Consider the following 22,741-nt stretch of genomic DNA (forward strand, 5'->3'; position numbering starts at 1 on the left):
AGGGAGCAAGCCATGGCCAATCGAATCGTCAAAGTCCACACGCCCCTGGCGGAAGACCAGCTGATGTTCCGTTCGATGCATGGCGCCGAGGGGCTGTCGCAGCTGTTCGAGTTCGAGGTGGACCTGTTGAGCCCGAGCGTGTCGCTCGACATGAAGTCGGTGCTGGGCAAGCCGCTCTCGCTTGAAATACTCACGGCCGGAGAACCGCGCTTTCTCAACGGGCAGATCGTGCGGTTCACCATGATCGGCAGGGAGAGCAGCACGTCGCGCTACGTGGTGTACCGCGCCACCGTGCGGCCCTGGCTCTGGTACCTGACACGCACCAGCGACTGCAAGATCTTCCAGAACAAGTCGGTCGTCGACATCCTCGATGAAGTGTTTGCCGACTACAACTTCGCGGTCGAGAAGAAGCTCAGCGGAACCTACCGCCAGTGGGAGTACTGCGTGCAGTACCAGGAGACCGACTTCGCCTTCGTGAGCCGGCTGATGGAGCATGAGGGCATCTACTACTACTTCAGGCACGAGAAGAACCAGCACACGCTGGTGCTCGCGGACGACATCGGCGCGCACGACACCCTGCCGGGCTATCCCAGGATCAGCTATCTTGCGGCCGACCGCAACCCCGATCCCTTCCAGGAAGTGATCGACCAATGGCAGGTGACCGAGGAAATCCGCCCCGGCACCTACGTGGTGGACGACTACGACTTCAAGAAGTCGAAGGCCGACCTGATGGGCATGCGCAGCCAGCCGCGCGGCAATCCCCACGATACCTATGAGATCTACGAATGGCTCGGCGGCTTCAGCGAGGCCGAGCAGGGCGAGCACTACTCGCGCATCAGGCTCGAAGAGGCACAGTCGCAGGCCGAGCGGGACATCGGCCACAGCAGCGTGCGCGGAATGGCGCCGGGCTACCGCTTCACGATGCAGAACTGCCCGCGGCAGGACGACAACCGCGAATACCTGATCGTGTCCGTGTCGTATGCGCTGCGCGAAGGCGGCTACGAGAGCGGCGCCGCCGACAGCCAGTACAGCTTCAGCTTTGCGGTGCAGCCGACTTCGTACCCGTTCCGCCCGCCGCGCGTGACGCCGATGACCCGCACCAACGGACCGCAGACCGCCACCGTGGTGGGCAAGGCCGGCCAGGAGTATTGGGTCGACCAATACGGCCGCGTGAAGGTGCAGTTTCGCTGGGACCGCTACGGCAAGAGCGACGAGAACAGCTCCTGCTGGGTGCGCGTTTCCAGCGCCTGGGCCGGCTCGAACTACGGCGCGGTGAATCATCCGCGCAAGGGCCAGGAAGTGATCGTCGATTTCATCGGCGGGCACCCTGACCGGCCGATCATCATCGGCCGCGTCTACAACTCGGACCAGATGCCGCCGCTCGAGTTGCCTGCGAAAGTCACGGTGAGCGGCTTCGTGAGCCGCAGCCAGGACGGGACGCCCGCGAATGCCAACGAGTTCATCCTGGACGACGCGCCGGGCTCCGAGCTGGTGCGGATTCACGCCGAGAAGAATTTCGAGATCGACGTGGAAGCCGATGAAACCGATACGGTCGCAGGCAAGAGAACCACGACCATCGAAGGCGCGGACAACTACACCACCAACACCTCCCTGGACGAGACGATCAACGGTCCGCACACGCTGACGGTCAACAAGGGCGGGCCGCAGAAGATCACCGTCAACGGCGGCGACCAGTTCATCAAGGTGGATGGTGGCAATCAGCAGGTCGATGTCATCGGGAATCAGACCATCCATGTCACCGGCAAGCGCAAGGACACGGTAGACAGCGGCGAAGAGCGAACCATCGGTACGTCGCTCAAGGAAGACATCGATGGCCCCCAGACCACCAAGGTGGTCGGTCTGTATACCGAAGACACCAAGGGAAAGAAGGTGACGGTCGACGGCGACGAGGACTATCTCGTCAAGGGGGCGCAAAAGGTGCATGCAAACACGTCGTTGAACGCAACGACGGATGGCCCCATGAACCTGGAAAGCACCAAGTCGGACATCACGGTCAAGTCACCGACCAAGATCGTCCTGGATGCACCTCATGTGGAGGACAAGTCGGCAAAGAAGGTCACGTTCACGGACTGGGGCATTGCCTTCAAGGGCTTCAACATGGGGATCAACGGGATGACCGTGAGCATCAACGGGGTCGCCGTCTTCGCCAACGTGGCGGTGATCAGCGTCGCCGCCCAGAACCTGGGCTTCAACGCCTACTCGATCACGGGCGCCATCAACAAGTTCGACGTGTATTCCGCCAGCGGCGCGGTCGGCCTCTTTACCACCACCCAGACGGTTTTCACGGCGGACAACAAGGCGACAAAGATCGACTTGTCCCAGATCAAGGTGAATCCCCGAGGCATCACCGTCTATCTCTGAGACGGGGGCGCATGTTGGATCTTTTCGCCGTGTGGTTCACCAAGTACTGGTATCTGATTGTCCCCATCGCTGTCGTCGCGCTGCTGGCGTTCGTGATGATCACGCTGGGCAAGCGCCATGTCTTGCGCGTGATGCATGTGCAGAGTGCGGTCAACCGCGACGTGATGGGTGCGGATCGCGCCGAGCGGGTGCTTCGTACGGGCCAGCCGGCCGTGGCGATGGTGCTCGAGAGCTATGACACGGGCGTTCGGGTCGCGCGCATCTATATCATCGTGCGGCTCAAGCTCCAGGTACAGCCCGAGGGCGGATTGCCCGCCTACCAGACTGAACTGGACGCCCCGATCAGTCCGGTGAAGCTCGCCGACTTCGCCCCGGGGCGCTCCGTGAAGCTGCGCTTCGATCCGGTCTCGCGCGAGATCGCCATCGACCAGCCGATGCGCTGAAGCAGGTCCGCTGCCCCATGAAGACCATCAAGCCCTTTCGCCTGAGCATCCTCACGCGGCCCTTCCGGCGGCAGCGGCAAGACCTGCTGGGCGTCTCGGTCTTCGCGATGGCGAGCCTGGCGCCCGAGCCGCTGCTGATGCCCGACCAGGATCTCTGGAAGCTGGCGGCGGACGAGATTGGGCCTGGCAACGTGCTGGACCTGGGCGTGCCCAAGATCGAGCCGGAGTGGCTGGTCAGCGGCTATGCGTACACGGCGCACCAGGACGACAAGACACTGTGCGCGGCCCAGGCCGTCTTCCATGGTCAGGCCAAGTCGTTGCTGGTGAGCGGTGATCGCTACTGGCTTGACGGCCGCGCTACGCCTCCCCAGCCTTTCGAGCGCTTGAGGCTGGATTGGGCACATGCCTATGGCGGCCCGGGCGAGTCCGAAAACCCGGAAGGCGTCGGCAGCTTCGATGAAACGATCAACGGCGTACAGACGCGCCGGCTTCCCAATGTCGAGTTGCCCGGCGCGCGTCAGGACGCACCCGGGCGGCGCATCGTGCCTGCGGGTTTCGGCGCCGTGCCCCCCGATCGGCCGCAGCGGCTCGCGCTGATGGGGCGCGCCTACGACCAGCAGTGGCTGCAGCACGAGTACCCGGGTTTCGCCGATGACATGGACTGGCGCTACTTCAATGCAGCACCTCCCGACCAGCGCCTGCCCGGCCGGCGCGAATTGCCGCCGGGCGCCGCCTACGAACTGTGGAACATGCACCCTCGGCAGCCGGTGATGCGCGGCCAGCTGCCCGATTGGCAGGCGCGTTGCTTCGCCAGCTTTCACAAAGATGGTGGCGCGCTGTCGGAAATTTCGCTGCACCTGAGCACGGCCTGGTTTTTTCCGCACGTCGAGCGCGTCATCCTGGTCTGGCACGGAGCATCGCCCATCGCAGAGGATGACGCGGCCGACGTCAAGCACGTCATGCCCGCGCTCGAGTTGCGCGGGCAGCCGCGGCCGCTCGCCCACTACCAACAGGTGCTGCAGCAGCGCATCGATCCAGCCAAGGCGGTGCTGGTCCTGCGCGACAGCGACCTGGTCCCCAAGGCGATCATGGGGCCATGGGCAGGCGACCAGATGCCCGATATCGCCTCGCTTCCGCTGGCGCGCAATCTGCACGCAGGCCGGCAGCGCGAGCGCGAACGCATGCGTGCCCGTCTGCTGGCGCAGGGCCTGGATCCCGAGCAGTATCTGCCGCCCCAGTCCGAACCGGATCTGCGGCCGCCTGCCTCCGCGGACGATCTGCCCGACTTCGCCGAGAAGGCCGATCGAGCCCTCGAGCAAATGCGTGAGGCGGCCCTTGCCCGCAGCGCCGAGAGCCGGGCTCAGGCCGTCGCACACGGGATGCCCGCTGCCATCCAACCCGATATCGATATCCCGCCGCTGTCGCAGAGATCCGCACAAGCTGTCCGGCGAGATCAAGGCGAGCATCGACAAGGCCATGGCAGAGGTGGCGTCGCGGACCGGCAAGCCTGTGCAGCGCCGGTTCGACCCGGACCGCCTGCTGCGTGACCTCGCGCGTCTCGAGGAAGACGCGGCGCGCGAGCGCCGGACACCCCCCACATCCGACGAGGCCGCCGATAGCGCGCGGCTGCGCGAGCAGGCCGGACGCAGCGCGCGCATGGGGCACCTCTACGGCGCACACCTGCTCGAGCCGGCGCCGCCGGCCAGCAGCCTGCGCTCCAGGCGGCTGCGTCGGCGTCTCGAGGCCGCAGCCAGCGGTGAGCGTCGTTTCGCAGGCATGAGCTTCGTCGGTGCCAACCTCTCGGGTCTGGATCTGCGCGGTGCCGACTTCACGGGAGCGAACCTCGAAGACGTCGACTTCAGCGACGCGCGGCTCGATGGCTGCAACTTCACGCGCGCGGTGCTTGCGCGGGCGCGGCTTGTCCGGGCTTCGCTCACCGATGCGCGGCTGGACGAGGCCAATCTGGGCGGCGCGCAATGCGAAGGGGCGAACTTCACGGCGGCCAGCTTCGTGCAGACGCGTTGCAGCAAGACCATTTTTCGTTCCTGCGTGCTGGCGAAGGCCGCGTTCAAGCAAGCCGATCTGTTCGAAAGCGAATGGGCGCGCTGCGATGCGCGCGGCTCGCACTGGGAGCAAATGGCGATGGTCAAGCTGGCACTGGAAGACATCGCTTTCGACGACGCCGCGTTCAAGCAGGTGAGCTGGGTCGAGTGCAGCTTCAAGGGAACATCCTTCGTACGCGCCTCGCTGAACGCCTGTGCTTTCGTCGCCGTCGATGCGCAGGAGGGGGTCGACTTCACCGAGGCCAGCCTCGTCACCTGTTCCTTCGTCCATGGCTGTAGCCTGGTGCAGGCCGTGTTCTGCGCCGCTTCGCTCAGGCAGTGCGGCCTGCGCGGCGCCATATTGGTCGGCGCTGACCTCGCGAAGGCACGCCTTGACGGCTGCGACTTCTCCGAGTGCGACCTGCGGCGCGCGCGGCTGGAGGAATTGCATGCCGGCGAGAGCCTGTTCATTCGCGCGGACTTGCGCGAAGCCTCGTTGCGCGGTGCCAACCTCATCGACGCCAATCTTTCCAAGGCCGACCTGCGCTTTGCCAGCCTGCAGGATGCCAATCTGTTTCGCGCCGACGTGTCACAGGCCGCCATCGACGGTTCGACCACCTTCATCGGCGCCTACACCCAGGGAGCCAAGACCTTGCCTGCAAGAAAGACTGAGCCGGTTCGATGACAGTGGAAGAACTTCTGGACAAGATTCGGCATGGCGAACCGGTAGTCAAAGCGAGTCTCGCGGGTCAGGACCTCAGCGGCATCGACTTGTCGGGGGCACAGATGGAGCACGTCGACTTGAGCCGGACGAATCTGCGTGGCGCCAGCCTCGACGACAGTTCACTGGCGCAATGCAACTTCGATCAAGCCAACCTGTCGGCGGCCAGCTTGAGAGGCGTGCGCGTGTTTCGGTGTCGATTGGAGGCCGCGCAACTCGGCCGCGCGTTCATGCAGGACACCAACTTCTTCGAATCTTCGCTGGCTCACGCGGATTTCGGGAAAGCGCAGATGGAGCGCGTGGCTTTTGTCAGATGCGAGCTCGGGCATGCTGTGTTGAAGCCCAGCATTTGCGATCAGATCGTCATCACCGAATCACGGGTCCATCAGCTCGATTGCCGTGGGGCACAGCTGTTGCACCTGATGTTCTTTCGCATGGATCTGCGCACGGTGGAGTTCGCCCAGGTCCAATGCGATGGCTCGATCTTGATGGAGTGCAATCTCGAAGGTCAGCGCTTGCCGCACACCGCCTTCCTGCGCTGCCAGTTCACCGATAGCGCGATGGCAGGTGTTGATTTCAGCGGCGCCGTGCTCACCCAGAGCAACTTCAAGGGCGCCGCGCTTGCCAAGGCGAACTTCAGCGCAGTGGATGCCGCCCAGACGATGTTCCCGGAGGCCGATCTGCGTGAAGCGAATTGCAGCGATGCCATCTTCGATCAGTCGATCTGGGCCGACGCCAAACTCGAAGGTGCCGATTTCAGCCGCTCGCGCCTGCCGCTGAGCGTGTTCCATCGCGCGCAGGCGAAGGGTGCCAGCTTTCGCGACGCGGACCTGCACGATGCTGATTTTTCCTATGCCGCACTTCATGACGCGGATTTGCGCAATGCACGTTTCCTGCGCACCCGCTTTCATCGGGCCGCGCGCGCAGATGCGCGTTTCTCGGGAAGCGCTGGCATCATCGAAAACGATCCGGAGCTGTTCAAGGCTCAAGAGATCCTTCCGCTGCGCTGATGCTGCCAGGCCTGTCCGTTCCACTGTTGACCCATCGAAACAAGGAGATCTTCATGTCAGTCGTTTCACTGCGCAAAGCCTCGAAGCTGACGGCTCCGGTTCACTTCCAAGGGGTGGTTGCCGCATTGCTGCCGGATGGACGTGTCACCGTCGATGACGAGCAGGGTGCTGTCTGGGTTTGCCGGCGCGCGGCGAGCTGCCTGCTCAAACCGGCCAGCGGCGATACCGTGCTGGTGTCCGGTCCCGACAGCGCGCGAGCCTACCTGATTGCCGTGATCGAGCAGGCCGATGCGTCGTCAAGCTGCATCGAGGCGGCGGGCGACGTCACCTTCGCGTCTACCGGCAACGGCCGGGTGACCATCGCGAGTGCCTCGGAACTCAGGCTTCGCGCGGACAAGCGCTTCGTACTCAAGGCAGAAGAGGGCGAGTGTGACATCGGTGAACTGCGGCTGGTGACGCGCTCCGTGCAGGCCGCGGCAGGAAGCGTCCGGCTGGTCGGCAAGGTATTCGAGACCGTGGCCGATCGCATCGTGCAGATGGCGCGTCAGACGCTACGCCTGACGGATGAAGTCGACCAGGTGCGTGCGGGCCACATGGACTACAAGGCCAGCGAGACGGTGCGCATTCATGGCCACCACACGATGGTCACCGGCCAGGAGCTGGTGAAGGTGGACGCGGCTCAGATCCACATGGGCTAAGCGAGGAGGTACCAGATGTTTGCCAATTGTCAGCTCATGGGAATGGACATGGCATTCCCCGACGTCTGCAAGACGCCGGTGCCCATTCCATTTCCGAACATGGCCCTCGGGCCGATGGCCGTACCGAACGCCTGGAACATCCTCTTCATGGCGATGCCGGCACACAACATGGCTACGACCACGCCAATCACCCTGGGCGATCAGCCTGGGGCGCTGGGCGGCGTGGTGTCGCAGACCTTCATGCAGCAATCGCGTCACCTTACCGGCGCGTTCACGGTACTGCTCAAGGGCACGCCGGCCACCCGCGTGACCAGCATCACGATGCAGAACCGCTGCAACATGGTCGGCATGCGCATCGTGCCGAGCCAGTTCAAGGTGCTGATGCTGGCGCCCTGAGAAAGCGCGCCGCTTCCCGCGATCGTCAGACGGGCCTGGCCGTGCCCGCCAGCGTCACCTGCTGCGGAAACCCCACCCACACCGCCAGCGCCGAGTAGTTGTCGCGCGACTCGTCGGCCTTGGCCTCGGCCGCGCGGCGCAGCAGCGCGAGCCACTCTTCGGCGCTGTCGGCCAGCTGCAATGAACGCTCCATCACCTGCTGCGAAATGAGCTGCCACAAGCCGTCGGTGCACAGCAAGAACGCATCGCCGTCGGCCAGGCGCTGCGGCGTCGACACGGTGGTTTCCACCGCGGCCCTGGCACCGAGCGCGCGGTACAGCAGGTTGGTCTTGACCAGGCGTTCACCGCCATTGGTACCGTTGCCCAGTGCCGCTTCGCCCGAGCGCTCCGACAGGCTGTGGTCTTCGGTGCGCTGCATCAGCGCGCCGCGGCGGAACCAGTAGAGGCGGCTGTCGCCCACGTGGGCCCAGCAGGCCTGGCCGCTGGTGCGGTCGACGAACAGCGAGACGATGGTCGCGCTCATCCTGCTCTGGTCGGCGAGCTCCCGCTGCTTGGCAAGGATGGCATCGTTGGCGGCCTTCACGGCGTGCTGGATGTCCTCTTGCTCCACCGATGGGTTACGCACGAAGGTGTTGAGCGCGGTGTCGACCGCAAGGCGTGCGGCCAGCTCGCCGCCCGCGTTGCCGCCCACGCCGTCGCTGACGACGAAGCAGGCGTTGTATTCGTCGAGGTGGTAGCCGATGGCGTCCTGGTTGCCGCTGCGCTCGCCGACGCAGGAGAACTGCGAGGTCGATATCGGCACCGCGAAAGCGCGGGTGAGTTCAAGCACGGCGCGCCTCCTTCAATCTTTCCATTTCCTTGTCGTAGGCCTGCTGGAAGGCCCGGCCGAAGACGGCCTGGAAGTCGTCCTCGACGGCCGCGGTGGTCTCGGTGTGCAGCTGTTGCAGTTCGCGCCACAGGCGCGCCTCGCGGCCACCGGGCAGCAGCTTCTCGCCCAGGCCTCCGTCGTGTGGCGTGGCGCTGTTCAGTGCTGCGGGATCGAAGCGCTTCAACAGCGTGAGCAGCGCGGCGCGCATGCCGGCAACCATGCCGAGCTGGTGCGACTGCAGGTCGCCGAGCGCATCGTGCACGGCCGCTTCGGGCGGCAGAAAGCCGGGCATGCGCGCGCCGAACATCTGCATCAGCACGGCGCGGCCGTTGGGCAGGATCTTGAACGGGTTGTTCTCCTCGTCCACGATCATCGTGATCTCGGCGCGCACCTCGCGCTTGAGCATGGCGCGCGACGACAGCAGGTCGATGGTGCCGTCGGTGAAGGCCCGCATGATGCGGCCCAGGCGCTGCATGGCCTCGATGTCGAGCGGCTGCTGGCCGGTGACCTCGGGCACGCCGGCGCCTTCGAGGAACGCCTTGAAGAGGGCTTCCGACGAGGAGGACGGGGCTGCAGGTTGTTGTTGCGCCGCAGGTTGCTGCGTTGCTGCCGCTCCTGCCGCTGCTGTCGCGACGGGCGCAGCAGCGGGCTCCGCGACCACGGCAGCCACCGGCGGAGCCACGACAGGCGGCGGCGCGGGCGGGCTCCCTTGCACCACGACGGGTGGGGACGGTGGCGGAGGCGCTGGAGGCGGCGGAACGGGCGCCGGCGGAGGCGGCGGTGCCTCCACCTTCACCGGCTCGACAACGGGCGCAGGTGCGGGTGCCGGCGCTGGCATCGCCACGGGATTCGGCGGACGAAACTGTGCCGCCACTTCGCGCGCATGGTTCGACTGGCTGTATCCCTGCACGGCTGGCCTGTTGTTCTGCAGCAGGTCGAGCGCGGGATGCGTGTCGCCCGGCAGCAGCGGATCGGTGTGCGCCAGCGCAGTTGGGCGCGGATCGCTCAGCGGCGAGTGCGCGCTTTCGTCGGCCGCGAAGAAAGAGAGCGGATCGACGCCGCGCTTGAGCGCCATGTCCGACATGTCGTTGGCCGCATCCGGGTTCAGTTCCGCAAGCGGATCGACCGGGTTGCGGCGCGCCTGCGACGGCAGCTCGAAGGGCTCGTGCGCCATCGGGTCGGGCATTGGCGCGGGCGTGCTGTCGACACGGCGCGGCGCGTTGGCGAGGATGGCGTCCCAGTCCGCAGCGGAAGGAATCTGCGACGAGGCGAGGCTCGGGCTTGTCTTTGGCGGGGGCGGTGGTGGCGGCGGTGCCGATGGCTGCAGGGGCGCTGCGAAAGATTCGCTGGGCGCCGGCGCCGCCACGGGTGCTGGAGCCGGAGGGGGCGCCTGCCGCGGCGGCGTTGGCATTGCCACCGTGGGCTGCGTGTCGCCGATGGGCAGCGCGCCTTCGCCGAACAGATCGGCGAACACGTCGGATGCGCCGGAGGACGGCAGCAACGCATCGACGGGGCTCGCCGACACGGGCGCGGCCATCGGCGGTGCTGCCATCGAAAGCGGCTGCAATGGCTGCACCGGTGCTGCAGCCGTCACGGGCGGCGCAACGGGCGGCGCACGCAGCGGGCTCGCGGCCTCCAGCACATAGCTGCCGATCGCCACGCGGTCGCCATCGGCCACGCGCGCCTCCTGCTCATGCGCGAGCGAGCGTCCGTTCACGCTGATCGGCAGCACGGCACTCATGTTGCGCAGCACCGCGACGCCGTCGTCGTCGAAGCGCACTGTGGCCTGCAGGCGCGAGATCTGGCGCTGTTCGTCGGGCAGCACGAGGTGGTTGTCGGGGCTGCGTCCGATCGTTCCGCCGGGCGCCGCGAGCAATGCCGAGGGCCCCGCGGCCACCGGCCTGCCCGCATGTTCGATCACTGTCCAGAGCATGGCTTCTCCGTGTTCGTCTTCCCGCGCTTCGGCAGCAACAGCAGCGGCTGCAGGGCCGCGGTGTTCTTCATCAGCGCTTCATTCGCTTGGCGGCCTCGAACGCAGGCCCCCACACCGGATGCTTGCGCTCCGCCACGTTGAGCTCGAAGCTCGGGAACGCATCGAGGATCTTGCGGAACTGCGTGCGACATTCGGGCACCTGGTTTGCCACACAGTAGCTGAAGGCTTCGAGCTTCATCGCATCGAGCCGCGTAGCGGGCTCGGCGGCGTCGAACACCGACACGCCGCCGCTCTTGAGCGTGTTGACGGCCTTGGCATAGTCGCCTTCGTCATACGCCTGCTGCGCGCGTTCGAGCGTGGTGCGTGCCACCTGCTGGCTCAGCCGTTCGGGTTGCGGTGCGGGATCGGGCGGTGGTGTGGTCGTGCAACCCGCGATCACCATAAGAGCGAGCGCCAGAGCAGGCAGACATGACTTCAATCTTCTCTCCTACCTTGCAAAAGGCAATGCTTGAGTAGTGTGCCGCTGTGTTGCGACATGCACGTTATGCGCCATCGTAAAGGCGCACGACTTCGATAATATAGGCCGCGAACCCCCGGGGAGAATTCAATGCATCGACGAAGCTTGCTACAAGGCGCACTTGCAACCACACCGTTGTTTGCGGGCCTCATCAGTGGATGCGCATCGACGGCCAAGTCCATGCCCACGCCCTACGCCATCACCGTGAAGATCGACGATGGCGTCAACCCCGACGGACGCGGCCAGGCCGCGCCGATCCTTGTCAAAGTCTTCGAACTGAAATCTTCCGGTAACTTCGAGACGGCAGACTACTTTGCACTACAGGACCGTGACCGCGAGACGCTCATGACCGAGCTCGTGAACGCCGACCAGGCCATCATGCGCAGCGGCGAAGAGCGCGTGTTCAAGCGCGAGGCGGGACTCGACTCGCGCGCCATCGGCATCATCGCGGGCTACCGCAAGCTGGAGGCCGCGCGCTGGCGCATCGTGCTGCCGCTGAAGGAGCCGAAGCAGACCAACCTGTACAAGGTGTGGCAGTTCTCGCCGAGCGAGCAGGCCGTGCAGGTCGCCATCCGCAAGACGGGCATCGAGTTGCTACCAAGTCGTTAATTTCTCCTCAAAAATTTGATTTTCTAGTACGAAAGTGCGAGAAATTAGCTAGCGAATTGCGGTGCAAAACGTAAGACGCGCCGTGTAGCATCAAGAGCAAAACAAGTGGACCGGGAGGCCGCTCCTCAGCGCATCTTCCGCTTCGACGTGAGCACTCCCCAGGAGGTCTTTTGGTGACAGTTCGCAATCCGGGCGCCGCAAAGAACGGCGCCCTTCCGCAGGCGTTGGCGAATCGCGTGGTGTGGTCCGAAGGGATGTACCTGCGGCCGCAGCATTTCCAGCAAATGGAACGCTATGTCGAGCAGTACGTGACCCGGCGTACCGCAGGCCTGCAAGGCGCCTACTGGGGTTGGCTGCATCTCGAGATCGATCGTGACGCGTACGCACTGGGCCGCGTGTCGCTGCTCGGCGGCGCGGGCGTGATGCCCGATGGCACGCCGTTTTCGTTCGGCGCCGAAGACGCGCCGCTGCCCTACGAAGTACCGAACGACCTCACCGACGAACTCATCGTGCTCGCGCTGCCGCTGCGCAGGCCGGGCAGCGAAGAAGTCATCTTCTCGGAAGACGAAGGCTCGGCCGCGCGCTTCGGTGTGATCGAGCGCGAGGTGAACGACGGCAATGCCGTTGCGCTCGGTCCTGCCGTGCTGCAGCTCGCTTCGCCGCGCCTGCGCCTGGCGCGCGCCTCCTCGCTCACCGCGGAGTGGCAGGCCATCGGCGCGGTGCGCGTGATCGAGCGCCGCACCGACCACAAGCTGGTGGTCGATGCCAACTACATTCCGCCGGTGCTCGATGCCTCGGCGCACGCGATGCTTCGGAGCATGATCGCGGAACTGCACGGCCTGCTCACGCAGCGCTCCGAGGCACTGGCCTCGCGGCTGTCGCAACCGGGGCGTGGCGGCGTGAGCGAGGTCTCCGACTTCCTGCTGCTCGAACTGGTCAATCGGTATCTTGCACTCACGTGGCACGCGCAGCAGGCCGTGCAGGTGCACCCGGAGGAACTGTTCGTCGACTGGCTCAAGCTGGCCTGCCACCTGGCCACGCACACCTCGCCCACACGCCGTCCGGTGCTGTGGCCGGTGTACGACCACGACAACCTCAACGATTGCATCCGCCCGCTGCTGGAAGAGCTGCGGCGTTCGCTGTCGGCGGTGCTCGAACAGAGCGCGATCGCCATCGAACTCGAAGAGCGCAGCCACGGCGTGCGCGTGGGCCGCATGCCCGACCCGGTGCTGGTGCGCAACGCGGGCTTCGTGCTCGCGGTGCATGCCGACCTGCCGGCCGACGCCATCCAGCAGCGCTTCCCCACGCAGGTGAAGATCGGCTCGGTCGAGCGCATCCGCGACCTCGTGCAGCTGCAGCTGCCGGGCGTGGTGGTGCGGCCGCTGCCGGTGGCGCCGCGGCAGATTCCGTACAACGCGGGCTACCACTACTTCGAACTCGACAAGAGCGGCGACATGTGGCGACAGCTCGAAAAGTCCGGCGGCGTGGCGATGCACCTGGCCGGTGACTTTCCCGGCCTGGCCATGGAGTTCTGGGCCATCCGTCCGTGAGGGAGTCTATGAACGGTGTCAACGACATGGCCGTCGGCCCGGGCGGCTTCGTGCCGCCGAACCCCGGCGGCGGCAACGCGAGCAGCGATGCAGGCGGCATGCCGTCCGCCTCGCGCGCCGGCGGTATCGGTGGCCTCGGCGCGCAGCCCGAGTCCTTCACTGCATGGCACGACTCGCGGCGTCCGCATGCGGGCGACACGGCGCTCGCGGGCAACAACCCGCTGGTGGCCGCGGCCAATCCGCTGCTCGACCTGATCCCGCAGATCCGCGCCACCGGCCACCATGCCGCGCCCTCGCAACTGCGCGAACACCTCGTCGACGAGGTACGCCGCTTCGAGACGCGCGCACAGCAGGCGGGCATCTCGCCCGAAGTGATCATCGGCGCGCGCTACTGCCTGTGCACGGCGGTCGACGAGGCCGCCGCGCTCACGCCATGGGGCGGCAGCATCTGGTCGTCGCAGAGCCTGCTCGTGATGTTCCACAACGAGACGTGGGGCGGCGAGAAGTTCTTCCAGCTGCTGTCGCGCCTGGTGCAGAACCCGCAGCAGCACCTGCACCTGATCGAGCTCATCTACTTCTGCCTGGCGATGGGCTTCGAGGGGCGCTTTCGCGTCATCGACAACGGCCGCACGCAGCTCGAAACGCTCAAGCAGCGGCTGCTGCAGATCATCCGGCAGACGCGCGGCGAAATCGCCGTGCCGCTGTCGCCGCACTGGCAGGACGCGAGTGCGCCCGTGCGCCGCACGCGCAACTGGCTGCCTGTGTGGGCGGTGGGCGCGGTGGCGGCGGTGCTGCTGGTGCTCGTGTTCGCGCTGCTCACCTTCAACCTGGCGGGCCATTCCGACGGCGCCTTCGCGGCCGTCAACGCGGTGCGCCTGCCGCAGACGGAGCGCGCCGTCGTCATGCCGGCGCCGACGCCGCGGCTGCAGCGCTTTCTCGAGCCCGAGATCCGCGACGGCCTGCTGACCGTGCGCGACGAGGCCGACCGCAGCGTGGTGGTGCTGCGCGGCGACGGCCTGTTCGCCTCGGGCTCCGATCGCGTGCTCGACCGCTACGTGCCGGTGCTCGCGCGCGTGGCCGATGCGCTCAATGCCGTGGAAGGCAACGTGCTGGTCAGCGGCTTCAGCGACGACCAGCCGATCCGCAGCGTGCGCTTTCCCTCCAACTGGCAGCTCTCGCAGGCCCGCGCCGACGCGGTGCAGAAAATGATCGCCACCCGCCTCGCGCGGCCCCAGCGCCTGCGCGCCGAAGGCCGCGGCGATGCCGACCCGATCGTGCCCAACGACTCTGCCGCCAACCGCGCGCGCAACCGGCGCGTCGAGGTCACGCTGCTGGTGGCGCCCGTCTCCGGCGTTGCCGGTGTGCCCGCAACCTCCGCGCCGCTCGTGGCGCCCACTCCCGCTCCGCAGCCCGGAGGCACCCGCTGATGCTGCGCGCCATCTTCCGTTTTCTCATCAGCCGCGACCTGTGGGTCTTCCTGGGCCTGGTCGCGCTCGCCTTCCTGATCTGGATCATCGGCCCGGCCATCGCCGTGGGCCGTTACCGTCCGCTCGAGGACGAGATCGTGCGTATCGCGGTCATCGTGCTGATGTTCGCGATCTGGCTCGTGCGCGTCATCTACCGCAAGTGGCGCGAGCGCCGCCTCAATGCGCAGCTGCTCAACCAGCTGCGCACGCCTTCCAAGAAGGAGAAAGAGGCCAAGCCCGAGGACGCGCCCGAGATCAAGGAGCTGCAGAGCGGCTTCACCGACGCCACGGCCATCCTGAAGAACATGCGCTTCGGCCAGGACGCCGACGGCAAGCCCGCGAGCCGCTTCTCGCTGTTCGACCGGCAGTACCTGTACCAGCTGCCCTGGTACATCTTCATCGGCGCGCCGGGCTCGGGCAAGACCACCGCGCTGGTGAATTCCGACCTCGACTTTCCGCTGGCCGACCAGCTCGGCAAGGCCGCCGTGCGCGGCATCGGCGGCACGCGCAACTGCGACTGGTGGTTCACCAACGAGGCGGTGCTGATCGACACCGCGGGCCGCTACACCACGCACGAGAGCAATCGCGAGACCGACGAGGGCGAGTGGAAGGGCTTCATCGAGCTGCTGAAGAAGTTTCGTCCGCGCCAGCCGATCAACGGCGCGATCCTCACCATCAGCATCGCCGACCTGCCGCTGGCCGACGATGCGCAGCGCGCGCGCCATGCCATGGCGCTGCGCAAGCGGCTGCTGGAGTTGCGCAACGACCTGGGCATCGACTTCCCGGTGTACGTGCTGGTCACCAAGACCGACCTGCTGGCCGGCTTCAACGAGTACTTCGGCTCGCTGGGCCGCGCCGAGCGGCAGCAGGTGTGGGGCTTTACCTTCCCCATCCAGGGCAACCCGGCGAACGCGAAGGCCGGCAAGGGCAAGGGCGCGGCCCCGGTGAGCGGCGACCTGCGCGAGCGCTTCCACCAGGAATACAAGCTGCTGCACCAGCGCCTCGACGAGCGCCTGCCCGAACTGCTGGCGGCCGAGTCCGACCCGATGCGCCGCGCGCAGGCCTACCTGCTGCCGCAGCAGTTCGCGAGCTTCGAGGACATCCTCGGCACCTTCCTGGCGGACGTGTTCAACCCGTCGAAGTTCGAGGCCGCGTCGATGCTGCGCGGCGTGTACTTCACCAGCGGCACGCAGGAGGGCACGGCCTTCGACCGCGTGATGGGCGCCATCAAGCGCTACCTGCAGGTCAACGCGCCGCCGGCGCCGCCGCCGGGCCCGGGCAAGAGCTACTTCCTGAAGGAGCTGCTGCAGCAGGTGATCTTCCGCGACGCGGGCGTGGCCGGCACCAACCTGAGCTGGTACCGGCGCAAGCGGGCCATCGACATCGCGGGCTACTGCGCGATCGGCGTGCTGCTGGTGCTGTTCCTGGGTGCCTGCGTGAACAGCTGGCGCAACAACAAGGACTACGTGGCCGAGGTCGACACCAACGCCAAGGCCTTCAACAAGGCGGCCGCGCGCGGCGAGCTGCCGACGGTGGTCGATTCGAGCGGCGACATCGCGAGCTCGCTGCTCATTCTCGACAAGCTGCGCGACTTGCCGAAGTCGAACCATTTCGACATCGGCGATCCGCCCACCTCGTACCGCTTCGGCCTCTACCAGGGCGAGAAGCTGCAGGCCGCGACCGACGGCGTCTACCAGCGCGCGCTCGAAACCGTGCTGCTGCCGCAGGCCGCGCAGCGCGTCGAGCAGTCGCTGCGCGAGGCCGCGAAGATCGACGCCGAGTACAGCTATGAAGCGCTCAAGGCGTACCTCATGCTGTACGACGCCGAGCGCTACGACGCCGACTTCCTGCAGGCCTGGCTGCTCACCGACGTGGACCGCAAGATCGGCGCCTCGCTCACGCGCGAGCAGCGCGCAAACCTCGAATCGCACCTGAAGGCGCTGTTCTCGGGACGCGTGGTGACCTCGCCCTTCGCCAAGGACGACAGGCTCATCACCCAGACGCGCGAGCGCCTGGCCGGCGTGCCGCTGGCGCAGCGCTCTTATGCGCGGCTGCGCCGCATCCTGCTGCAGACCAGCCCGCCCAATGCCTTCACCATCGCCGAGGCGGGCGGGGCCGAGTCGGCACTGGTCATCCGCCGTGCCAGCGGCAAGCCGCTGACCGATGGCATTCCCACGCTGTTCACCTACCGCGGCTACTGGGACATCTTCGACAAGCGCATCGCCGAGACCACGCTGTCGCTCGAACAGGAAGACCGCTGGGTGCTGCAGATCCGCGCGCCGGGCATCGCCGACATCACCTCGCGCGAGCTGCTGCTGCGCGAAGTGCGCCGGCTCTACCTCACCGACTACATCAAGGTGTGGGACGACTACCTCGTCGACATCCGTCTGGCCGACAGCCGCTCGCTGCTGCAGAGCATCCAGATGACGCGCGTGCTCTCGACCTCGGAGTCGCCGATGTCGCGGCTCATCCGCGGCGCGGCGCGCGAGACCGACCTGCTGCGCAACCACGACGAGGCCGCGCGCAGCCTGCTCGACCAGGCGCAGAACCGCGTGGCCAGCACGCGCGAGCGCATCGAGCAGCTCATCGGCCAGCCCGACGGCAGCCAGCGCCGCAACACGCGCGTGGACCGCCCCGAGTCGCTGGTGGACAACCACTTCGAGCCGCTGCGCCGCATGGTGACCGCGCCCAAGCAGGGCGGGCAGGCGCCCATCGACGCGACGGCCGCGCTCATCAACGAGCTCTACAACTTTCTCACCGCCACCGACACCGCGCTGCGCAGCGGCAACATCCCGCCGACCAGCGATTCGGTCACCAAGGTGCAGGCCGAGGCGGGGCGCCTGCCGGTGCCGTTCCAGGGCATGCTGAACGACCTCTCGGCCACCGCGTCGTCGAAGGCGGCGGCGGTGACGCGGCAGAACATCGGGCAGAGCGCTGCGGCCAGCATCGGCTCGTTCTGCAGCCAGGCGATCGCGGGGCGCTACCCGTTCACTCGCGGCTCCAACCGCGACGTGGCCTCGGGCGACTTCGCGCAGCTGTTCGCGCCGGGCGGGATGATGGACGACTTCTTCCAGAAGAACCTCGTCACGCAGGTCGACACCTCGGTCAACCCGTGGGCCTTCAAGCGCGGCGTGGACGGCAGCGCGGCGGGGCGCTCGGCGTACCTCGATTCGTTCCAGAAGGCGCAGGCCATCCGCGACGTGTTCTTCTCGGGCATGGCGGGCGGTCGCACACCCTCGTTCACCATCGACATCCGGCCCGAGGACATGGACGCGGCGCTCACGCAGTTCACGCTCGACGTCGACGGCCAGACGGTGCGCTACGCGCACGGCCCGCAGGCGCCCAGCACCATCAAGTGGCCGGGCCCGCGCAACAGCAACCAGGTGCGCCTGCAGGTGACCACCGCCAACGGCACGCCGGCCGGCGGCATCGTGACCGAAGGGCCGTGGGCGCTGCATCGGCTGTTCGACAAGGCCTCGATCTCCGCGGGCAGCTCGCCCGAATCGTTCAATGCGAGCTTCGACCTGCAGGGCAAGAAGGTGGTGCTCGCGGTGACGGCGAACAGCGTCTACAACCCGCTGCGGTTGTCGCAGATGAACAGCTTCTCGTGCCCGGGGAAATCCTAGGATGAACAACACCTTGTGCGCGGCGTCTGCTCTTTCTCCCTCCCCCTCTGGGGGAGGGCAGGGGTGGGGGCACGCGGCGTTTCCGTGGGGCGCCCTGCCTGCCCCCATCCCAGCCTTCCCCCAGAGGGGGAAGGAGCAAGGCAGGTGGCCGGCATGAACAGCGGCGTCCCTCCGCACGCCTGGGTGCCAGTCGACGAACAGATCGGCTGGTACGGCAAGCTGCCGGCCGCCGGCGACTTTCTCTATCGCCGCATGCCGCGCGAGCTGCAGGCCTGGTGGGACCGCTGGATGCAGAACGGCCTGGGCAGCTTCAAGCGCTGGCCCGATGCGATGACGCAACACTACGCGGTGGCACCGGTGTGGAACTTCGCCATTCCCGCCACGCAGGGCGTCGACGCCGTGCAGTTCGGCTGCATCGCGCCGAGCTGCGACCGCGTGGGCCGCTACTACCCCGTCTGCATCACGCTGCAGGTGGCCGCGCGCAACTATCGCCCGTCGGTGCTCGAAGGCTCGGCCGAGTGGTACTGGCAGTGCGGCAGCGCGCTGCTGCAGGCCATCCGCCACGGTGTGGCGCCCGACCAGTTCGACAGCCAGGTGCTGGCCGCGGGCCGTGCCGGCTTCCAGACCGCCAGCGGCGGCTCGGACGACATCCTCTCGATCCTCGGGCCGACGGCAGGCGGCGCGGGCGCGCGGCAGCGCCTGGGCTGGCCCGAGCTTCCACTGTGTTTCGACCCCTTCGGCAGCACCAGCTACTGGTGGACCAACCAGGCCGATGGATCGCCGCTGCGCACCGCCGCCCATGGCGGCGGCCTCAACACACCGTTGTTTTCCAAGTTGTTTTCGCAGGGACACGTGCCATGGGCATGAAGCACCAGATGAGCCATGAGAGCCACCGCCCCGCAGGAGAAGAAGCATGACCACGACGCACGGCACCGCAAGCCCGCCGGCCGACACGCAGGAGGAACGGCCGCATCCGCTGGGTGTGAACCACCGGCTTGACGAATTCGAGCTGCTGGAGGTGATCGGCGAAGGCGGCTTCGGCATCGTCTACCGGGCCTACGACCACTCGCTGCAGCGCGAAGTGGCGATCAAGGAATACATGCCTTCCATGCTCGCGCGCCGCGTGGGCGACAACAGCGTGCACGTGCGTTCCGAGCGGGTCACGGCCACCTTCCAGGCGGGCCTGCGCAGCTTCATCAACGAGGCGCGCACGCTCGCGCAGTTCAGCCACCCGGCGCTGGTGCGCGTGCATCGCTTCTGGGAGGCCAACTCCACCGCCTACATGGCGATCCAGCTCTACAAGGGCCGCACGCTGCGCCGCCTGGCCGAGGACGAGCCGGGCAAGATCACCGAGCCCTGGCTGGTCGGCATGCTCGGGCCGCTGCTGGGGGCGCTCGAGACGCTGCACCGCAGCCAGTGCTTCCATCGCGACATCGCACCCGACAACATCTTCATCCAGCAGGACGACCTGCCGGTGCTGCTCGACTTCGGCGCGGCGCGCAAATCGATCGCCGACCTCGTCGACGAGGTGGCGGTGATGGTGAAGTCGGGCTACTCGCCCATCGAGCAGTACGCCGACGACAACACCCTGCTGCAGGGCGCGTGGACCGACCTGTATGCCCTGGGCGCGGTGCTGTACCGCGCGGTCACCGGCCATCCGCCGCCTTCGGCCGTGGTGCGCAGCGTGCAGGACGCCTACGTGCCGCTGTCCTCGATGGACCGCGCCGACCTGAGCCCGGCCTTCTGCGCTGCGGTCGATCACACGCTGGCCGTGCACAGCAAGGACCGCACGCAGACCGTCGCCGCCTTCGCGGCCGAACTGGGGCTGGTGAAGCTCGGCGACATCTACGTGAGTGGCATGGGCGCGCCGACGGTGATCATTCCCGCGACGCCCGTGCCGGCAACCCCGCCGCCTCCGCCGCTGGAGCCGCAGCAGTTCTCGCCGGTGTCGGCGCCGGCACCGCTGGAACCGGTGCCGGTGGCGATGGCAGCGCCCGAGCTGCCGAAGGCGCCTGCGCCACAGGACAGTCGCAGCAAGGCGCCTGGCCGCAAGGCCGCGGCGCCCGCGCAGAAGAAGAAACCCGCATTCCCGCGGTGGGGCCTGGTGGGCGGGCTCGTGATCGCGCTCGTGGCCGTGGGCAGCTGGATCGGCCTGCGCCTGACCTCGGGCATGCAGCCGCAGGACGCCAAGACCGCGATGGTGCCGGCGCCGCCGCCGCCGGCCGCGCCGATGTCGAGCAACACCGCACCGCCGGTGGCGATGCCGCCGCCCGCCACCGACGGCGTGCCACCAACCGTGGCCGGCGCACCCGCCGCACCGCCGCCCGCCACGCCGGCCAGCGCGCCTGCTGCCGCCGCGGGTCCGCTGGCACCGCTGGAGACCGTGCCGGTCGTCCCGCCGGCCGCGCCGCCCGAATCCGCGCTGGCCACCGCCGAGGCCGAAGACTGGAATCTCGCGCAGACCGAGAACACGCGCGAAGGCTACGAGGCCTACCTGCGCCGCTACCGCCGCGGCGTGCATGCGCGCGAGGCGCGCAACGCCCTCGCCGAGATCAACCGGCTCTCGCCGCCGTCCGTGCCCCTCGTGCCGGGCACGCAGCCGCCGGGCACCACGACGACCGTGGCGGGTGCGACACCCGGCACCCCGGGCGCTGCCGCCACCCCTGCACCAGCTCCAGCGGCGGCGCCGGGCCTGGGACGCGTGCTGTTCAACGTCCGCCCGTGGGGCCAGGTGTTCGTCGACGGCGCGGACCGCGGCGTGAGCCCGCCGCTCAAATCACTGTCGCTGCGCCCGGGCATCTACAACATCGAAGTGCGCAACGGCGACCTCGAGGTCTACCGGCAGCGGGTGACGGTGCAGGACAGCAAGTCGGCGCCCATGGTGGCGCACGAGTTCAAGTAGCAGTACGCCGGCGCTGGCGGCTGGGTCGCATTCACGTGCGGCTGTGCAGCGCCCTGCGGTACTGCACCGCCTCCGCCAGATGCTCGACCTGCACGGCTTCCGACGAGCCCAAGTCCGCAATCGTCCGCGCCACTTTCAGCGCGCGGTGCGTGCTGCGCGCCGACCATCCGAGCTTGGAGGCCGCGTTGAACATGAACCGGCGGGCCGCGTCGTCGAGCCCGGCGTGCCGGTCGATCGCCGCGCTCTGCAGCGACTGGTTCGCGTACCCCTGCCGCTGCATCGCGCGCTCGCGCGCCCCGATCACCCGGCCGCGGATGCTTTCCGTCGACTCCCCCGCCGGCGCGTCGAGCAGCAGCTGCGCCGACACCGCCGGCACCTCGATGTGCAGGTCGATGCGGTCCAGCAGCGGGCCGCTGAGCTTGCCCTGGTAGCGCGAGACCTGGTCGGGCGTGCAGCGGCAGGCCTTCGATGCGGAGCCCAGGTAGCCGCAAGGGCAGGGGTTCATCGCGGCGATCAATTGAAAGCGCGCCGGGAATTCGGCGCTGCGCGCGGCCCGTGAGATGGTGATCGTGCCGGTCTCCAGCGGTTCGCGCAGCGCCTCCAGTGCGGAGCGCGCGAATTCGGGAAATTCATCGAGGAACAGTACACCGTGGTGCGCTCTTGAAATCTCGCCGGGCCTCGGCGGAGAGCCGCCACCCACCAGCGCCACCGCACTGGATGTGTGATGCGGCGAAGACGTAGGCCGTGTCATCCAGCGCTGCGTCGCGAAGCGCCCGCCCAGGCTGGCCACGGCGGCGCTCTCCAAGGCCTCGTCGATGCTCATCGCGGGCAGCAGCCCGGCGAAGCGCTGGGCGAGCATGGACTTGCCCGAGCCGGGTTCGCCCATCATCAGCAGGCTGTGGCCGCCGGCCGCCGCGATCTCCAGCGCGCGCTTGGCGCTCGCGTGTCCCTTGACGTCGGCCAGGTCGGCATAGTGCGGCACGCCTGCGCCGGGCGCTGCACGCACGCGCGCCCAGCCGTCTGCCGGTGGGTCCGGCCACTGGGAGGCGGCCTCGCTGTCGGCGACGAACTGGCGCACCACGTCCAGCAGGTGCCGGGCGCCGTAGACCTCGCCGTCGGGCACCAGTGCGGCCTCCTGCGCACTGTCCAGGGGCAGCACCAGCCGCGTGGCCACACCGCGCGTGTGCAGGGCCAGTGCCATCGCCAGGGCGCCGCGCACGGGCCGCAGCTCGCCCGACAGGGACAGCTCGCCCGCGAACTCGTGCCCGGCCAGCCGGGCGTTGTCGATCTGCCCGCTGGCCGCGAGGATGCCCAGCGCGATCGGCAGATCGAAGCGCCCCGAATCCTTCGGCAGGTCGGCCGGCGCGAGGTTGACGACGATCTTCTTGTTGTTGGGGTACTCCAGCCCCGCATTCTGGATGGCCGAGCGCACCCGCTCGCGGGCCTCCTTGACCTCGGTTTCCGCCAGTCCGACCAGCGTGAAGCTCGGCAAGCCGTTCGCCAGATGCACCTCGACAGTGACACTGGCCGCTTCCAGCCCCAGCAAAGCGCGGCTTTGCACCAAAGACAGTCCCATTC

Annotated in this window: 17 protein-coding genes; 13 read left to right on the forward strand and 4 right to left on the reverse strand. The window is 67.6% G+C overall.

Annotated elements, in window-relative coordinates:
• The first annotated feature begins 12 nt into the window (after positions 1-12).
• From ACEOAB_RS00330 to ACEOAB_RS00360, 7 genes are read left to right on the forward strand one after another with little or no spacing between them, the layout of a single operon-like run.
• The gene (locus tag ACEOAB_RS00330) at positions 13-2,382 is read left to right on the forward strand and encodes a type VI secretion system Vgr family protein (protein WP_235507846.1); all 2,370 of its coding nucleotides are present in this window, start codon (positions 13-15) and stop codon (positions 2,380-2,382) included.
• Between the two features lie 11 nt (positions 2,383-2,393).
• Complete coding sequence (locus ACEOAB_RS00335) at positions 2,394-2,825, forward strand: hypothetical protein (protein WP_056588254.1); 432 nt, start codon at positions 2,394-2,396, stop codon at positions 2,823-2,825.
• Positions 2,826-2,842: 17 nt separating this feature from the next.
• Complete coding sequence (locus tag ACEOAB_RS00340; RefSeq protein ID WP_495653352.1) at positions 2,843-4,372, forward strand: DUF2169 family type VI secretion system accessory protein; 1,530 nt, start codon at positions 2,843-2,845, stop codon at positions 4,370-4,372.
• Entirely contained in the window at positions 4,311-5,552 is a 1,242-nt protein-coding gene (locus tag ACEOAB_RS00345) for a pentapeptide repeat-containing protein (RefSeq protein ID WP_495653353.1), read from the forward strand. Before ACEOAB_RS00340 ends, ACEOAB_RS00345 begins: the two co-directional genes overlap by 62 nt.
• Complete coding sequence (locus tag ACEOAB_RS00350) at positions 5,549-6,598, forward strand: pentapeptide repeat-containing protein (RefSeq protein ID WP_082571949.1); 1,050 nt, start codon at positions 5,549-5,551, stop codon at positions 6,596-6,598. The genes ACEOAB_RS00345 and ACEOAB_RS00350 overlap by 4 nt, the downstream gene beginning before the upstream one ends.
• Positions 6,599-6,651: 53 nt before the next feature.
• Positions 6,652-7,296: a DUF3540 domain-containing protein gene (locus tag ACEOAB_RS00355; protein WP_413750272.1), complete on the forward strand. Its 645-nt coding sequence runs from the start codon at positions 6,652-6,654 to the stop codon at positions 7,294-7,296.
• Between the two features lie 15 nt (positions 7,297-7,311).
• The gene (locus ACEOAB_RS00360) at positions 7,312-7,692 is read left to right on the forward strand and encodes a DUF4150 domain-containing protein (protein ID WP_056588243.1); all 381 of its coding nucleotides are present in this window, start codon (positions 7,312-7,314) and stop codon (positions 7,690-7,692) included.
• Between the two features lie 25 nt (positions 7,693-7,717).
• Here the strand turns inward: ACEOAB_RS00360 and ACEOAB_RS00365 are convergent, their stop codons facing one another.
• From ACEOAB_RS00365 to ACEOAB_RS00375, 3 genes are all read right to left on the reverse strand, one after another.
• Positions 7,718-8,521 (reverse strand): PP2C family protein-serine/threonine phosphatase, encoded by an 804-nt coding sequence (locus ACEOAB_RS00365; RefSeq protein ID WP_056588241.1) that lies wholly within the window; start codon positions 8,519-8,521, stop codon positions 7,718-7,720.
• Positions 8,514-10,493: a type VI secretion system-associated FHA domain protein TagH gene (tagH, locus tag ACEOAB_RS00370; protein WP_495653354.1), complete on the reverse strand. Its 1,980-nt coding sequence runs from the start codon at positions 10,491-10,493 to the stop codon at positions 8,514-8,516. The genes ACEOAB_RS00365 and tagH overlap by 8 nt, the downstream gene beginning before the upstream one ends.
• 70 nt (positions 10,494-10,563) lie before the next feature.
• Positions 10,564-10,971, reverse strand: coding sequence for a TssQ family T6SS-associated lipoprotein (locus ACEOAB_RS00375; RefSeq protein WP_056588235.1), 408 nt, complete (start codon positions 10,969-10,971; stop codon positions 10,564-10,566).
• A 129-nt stretch (positions 10,972-11,100) separates the two neighbouring features.
• On the opposite strand from ACEOAB_RS00375, the gene tssJ reads away from it, so the two are divergent.
• The 6 genes from tssJ to ACEOAB_RS00405 all read left to right on the forward strand — a co-directional run bounded on the left by tssJ (position 11,101) and on the right by ACEOAB_RS00405 (position 21,163).
• Positions 11,101-11,619, forward strand: coding sequence for a type VI secretion system lipoprotein TssJ (tssJ, locus tag ACEOAB_RS00380; protein WP_056588232.1), 519 nt, complete (start codon positions 11,101-11,103; stop codon positions 11,617-11,619).
• A gap of 254 nt (positions 11,620-11,873) precedes the next feature.
• On the forward strand, positions 11,874-13,169 hold the full coding sequence (tssK, locus tag ACEOAB_RS00385) for a type VI secretion system baseplate subunit TssK (RefSeq protein ID WP_495653820.1): 1,296 nt from the start codon (positions 11,874-11,876) through the stop codon (positions 13,167-13,169).
• 8 nt (positions 13,170-13,177) lie between these two features.
• A complete protein-coding gene (locus ACEOAB_RS00390) occupies positions 13,178-14,596 on the forward strand; it encodes a DotU family type VI secretion system protein (protein ID WP_056588226.1) in 1,419 nt (472 codons plus the stop codon).
• The gene (tssM, locus tag ACEOAB_RS00395; protein WP_056588222.1) at positions 14,596-18,261 is read left to right on the forward strand and encodes a type VI secretion system membrane subunit TssM; all 3,666 of its coding nucleotides are present in this window, start codon (positions 14,596-14,598) and stop codon (positions 18,259-18,261) included. Before ACEOAB_RS00390 ends, tssM begins: the two co-directional genes overlap by 1 nt.
• 153 nt (positions 18,262-18,414) lie before the next feature.
• Positions 18,415-19,128 carry a type VI secretion system-associated protein TagF gene (gene tagF, locus ACEOAB_RS00400; protein WP_056588423.1) on the forward strand — a complete coding sequence of 238 codons (714 nt, stop codon included), beginning with the start codon at positions 18,415-18,417 and terminating at the stop codon, positions 19,126-19,128.
• A 46-nt stretch (positions 19,129-19,174) separates the two neighbouring features.
• Positions 19,175-21,163 carry a serine/threonine protein kinase gene (locus ACEOAB_RS00405; protein ID WP_056588219.1) on the forward strand — a complete coding sequence of 663 codons (1,989 nt, stop codon included), beginning with the start codon at positions 19,175-19,177 and terminating at the stop codon, positions 21,161-21,163.
• Positions 21,164-21,194: 31 nt separating this feature from the next.
• Here the strand turns inward: ACEOAB_RS00405 and ACEOAB_RS00410 are convergent, their stop codons facing one another.
• Positions 21,195-22,739 carry a YifB family Mg chelatase-like AAA ATPase gene (locus ACEOAB_RS00410; RefSeq protein ID WP_495653355.1) on the reverse strand — a complete coding sequence of 515 codons (1,545 nt, stop codon included), beginning with the start codon at positions 22,737-22,739 and terminating at the stop codon, positions 21,195-21,197.
• Positions 22,740-22,741 lie beyond the last annotated feature (2 nt).

It is taken from the genome of Variovorax sp. Varisp53, assembly GCF_059491555.1.

What these genes read in the sequence shown, in the direction of transcription:
- ACEOAB_RS00330 (WP_235507846.1), top strand. Translation starts at nt 13, where the DNA reads ATGGCCAATCGAATCGTCAAAGTCCACACGCCCCTGGCGGAAGACCAG.
- ACEOAB_RS00335 (WP_056588254.1), top strand. Translation starts at nt 2,394, where the DNA reads ATGTTGGATCTTTTCGCCGTGTGGTTCACCAAGTACTGGTATCTGATT.
- ACEOAB_RS00340 (WP_495653352.1), top strand. Translation starts at nt 2,843, where the DNA reads ATGAAGACCATCAAGCCCTTTCGCCTGAGCATCCTCACGCGGCCCTTC.
- ACEOAB_RS00350 (WP_082571949.1), top strand. Translation starts at nt 5,549, where the DNA reads ATGACAGTGGAAGAACTTCTGGACAAGATTCGGCATGGCGAACCGGTA.
- ACEOAB_RS00355 (WP_413750272.1), top strand. Translation starts at nt 6,652, where the DNA reads ATGTCAGTCGTTTCACTGCGCAAAGCCTCGAAGCTGACGGCTCCGGTT.
- ACEOAB_RS00360 (WP_056588243.1), top strand. Translation starts at nt 7,312, where the DNA reads ATGTTTGCCAATTGTCAGCTCATGGGAATGGACATGGCATTCCCCGAC.
- tagH (WP_495653354.1), bottom strand. Translation starts at nt 10,493, where the DNA reads ATGCTCTGGACAGTGATCGAACATGCGGGCAGGCCGGTGGCCGCGGGG.
- tssJ (WP_056588232.1), top strand. Translation starts at nt 11,101, where the DNA reads ATGCATCGACGAAGCTTGCTACAAGGCGCACTTGCAACCACACCGTTG.
- tssK (WP_495653820.1), top strand. Translation starts at nt 11,874, where the DNA reads ATGTACCTGCGGCCGCAGCATTTCCAGCAAATGGAACGCTATGTCGAG.
- ACEOAB_RS00390 (WP_056588226.1), top strand. Translation starts at nt 13,178, where the DNA reads ATGAACGGTGTCAACGACATGGCCGTCGGCCCGGGCGGCTTCGTGCCG.
- tssM (WP_056588222.1), top strand. Translation starts at nt 14,596, where the DNA reads ATGCTGCGCGCCATCTTCCGTTTTCTCATCAGCCGCGACCTGTGGGTC.
- tagF (WP_056588423.1), top strand. Translation starts at nt 18,415, where the DNA reads ATGAACAGCGGCGTCCCTCCGCACGCCTGGGTGCCAGTCGACGAACAG.
- ACEOAB_RS00405 (WP_056588219.1), top strand. Translation starts at nt 19,175, where the DNA reads ATGACCACGACGCACGGCACCGCAAGCCCGCCGGCCGACACGCAGGAG.
- ACEOAB_RS00410 (WP_495653355.1), bottom strand. Translation starts at nt 22,739, where the DNA reads ATGGGACTGTCTTTGGTGCAAAGCCGCGCTTTGCTGGGGCTGGAAGCG.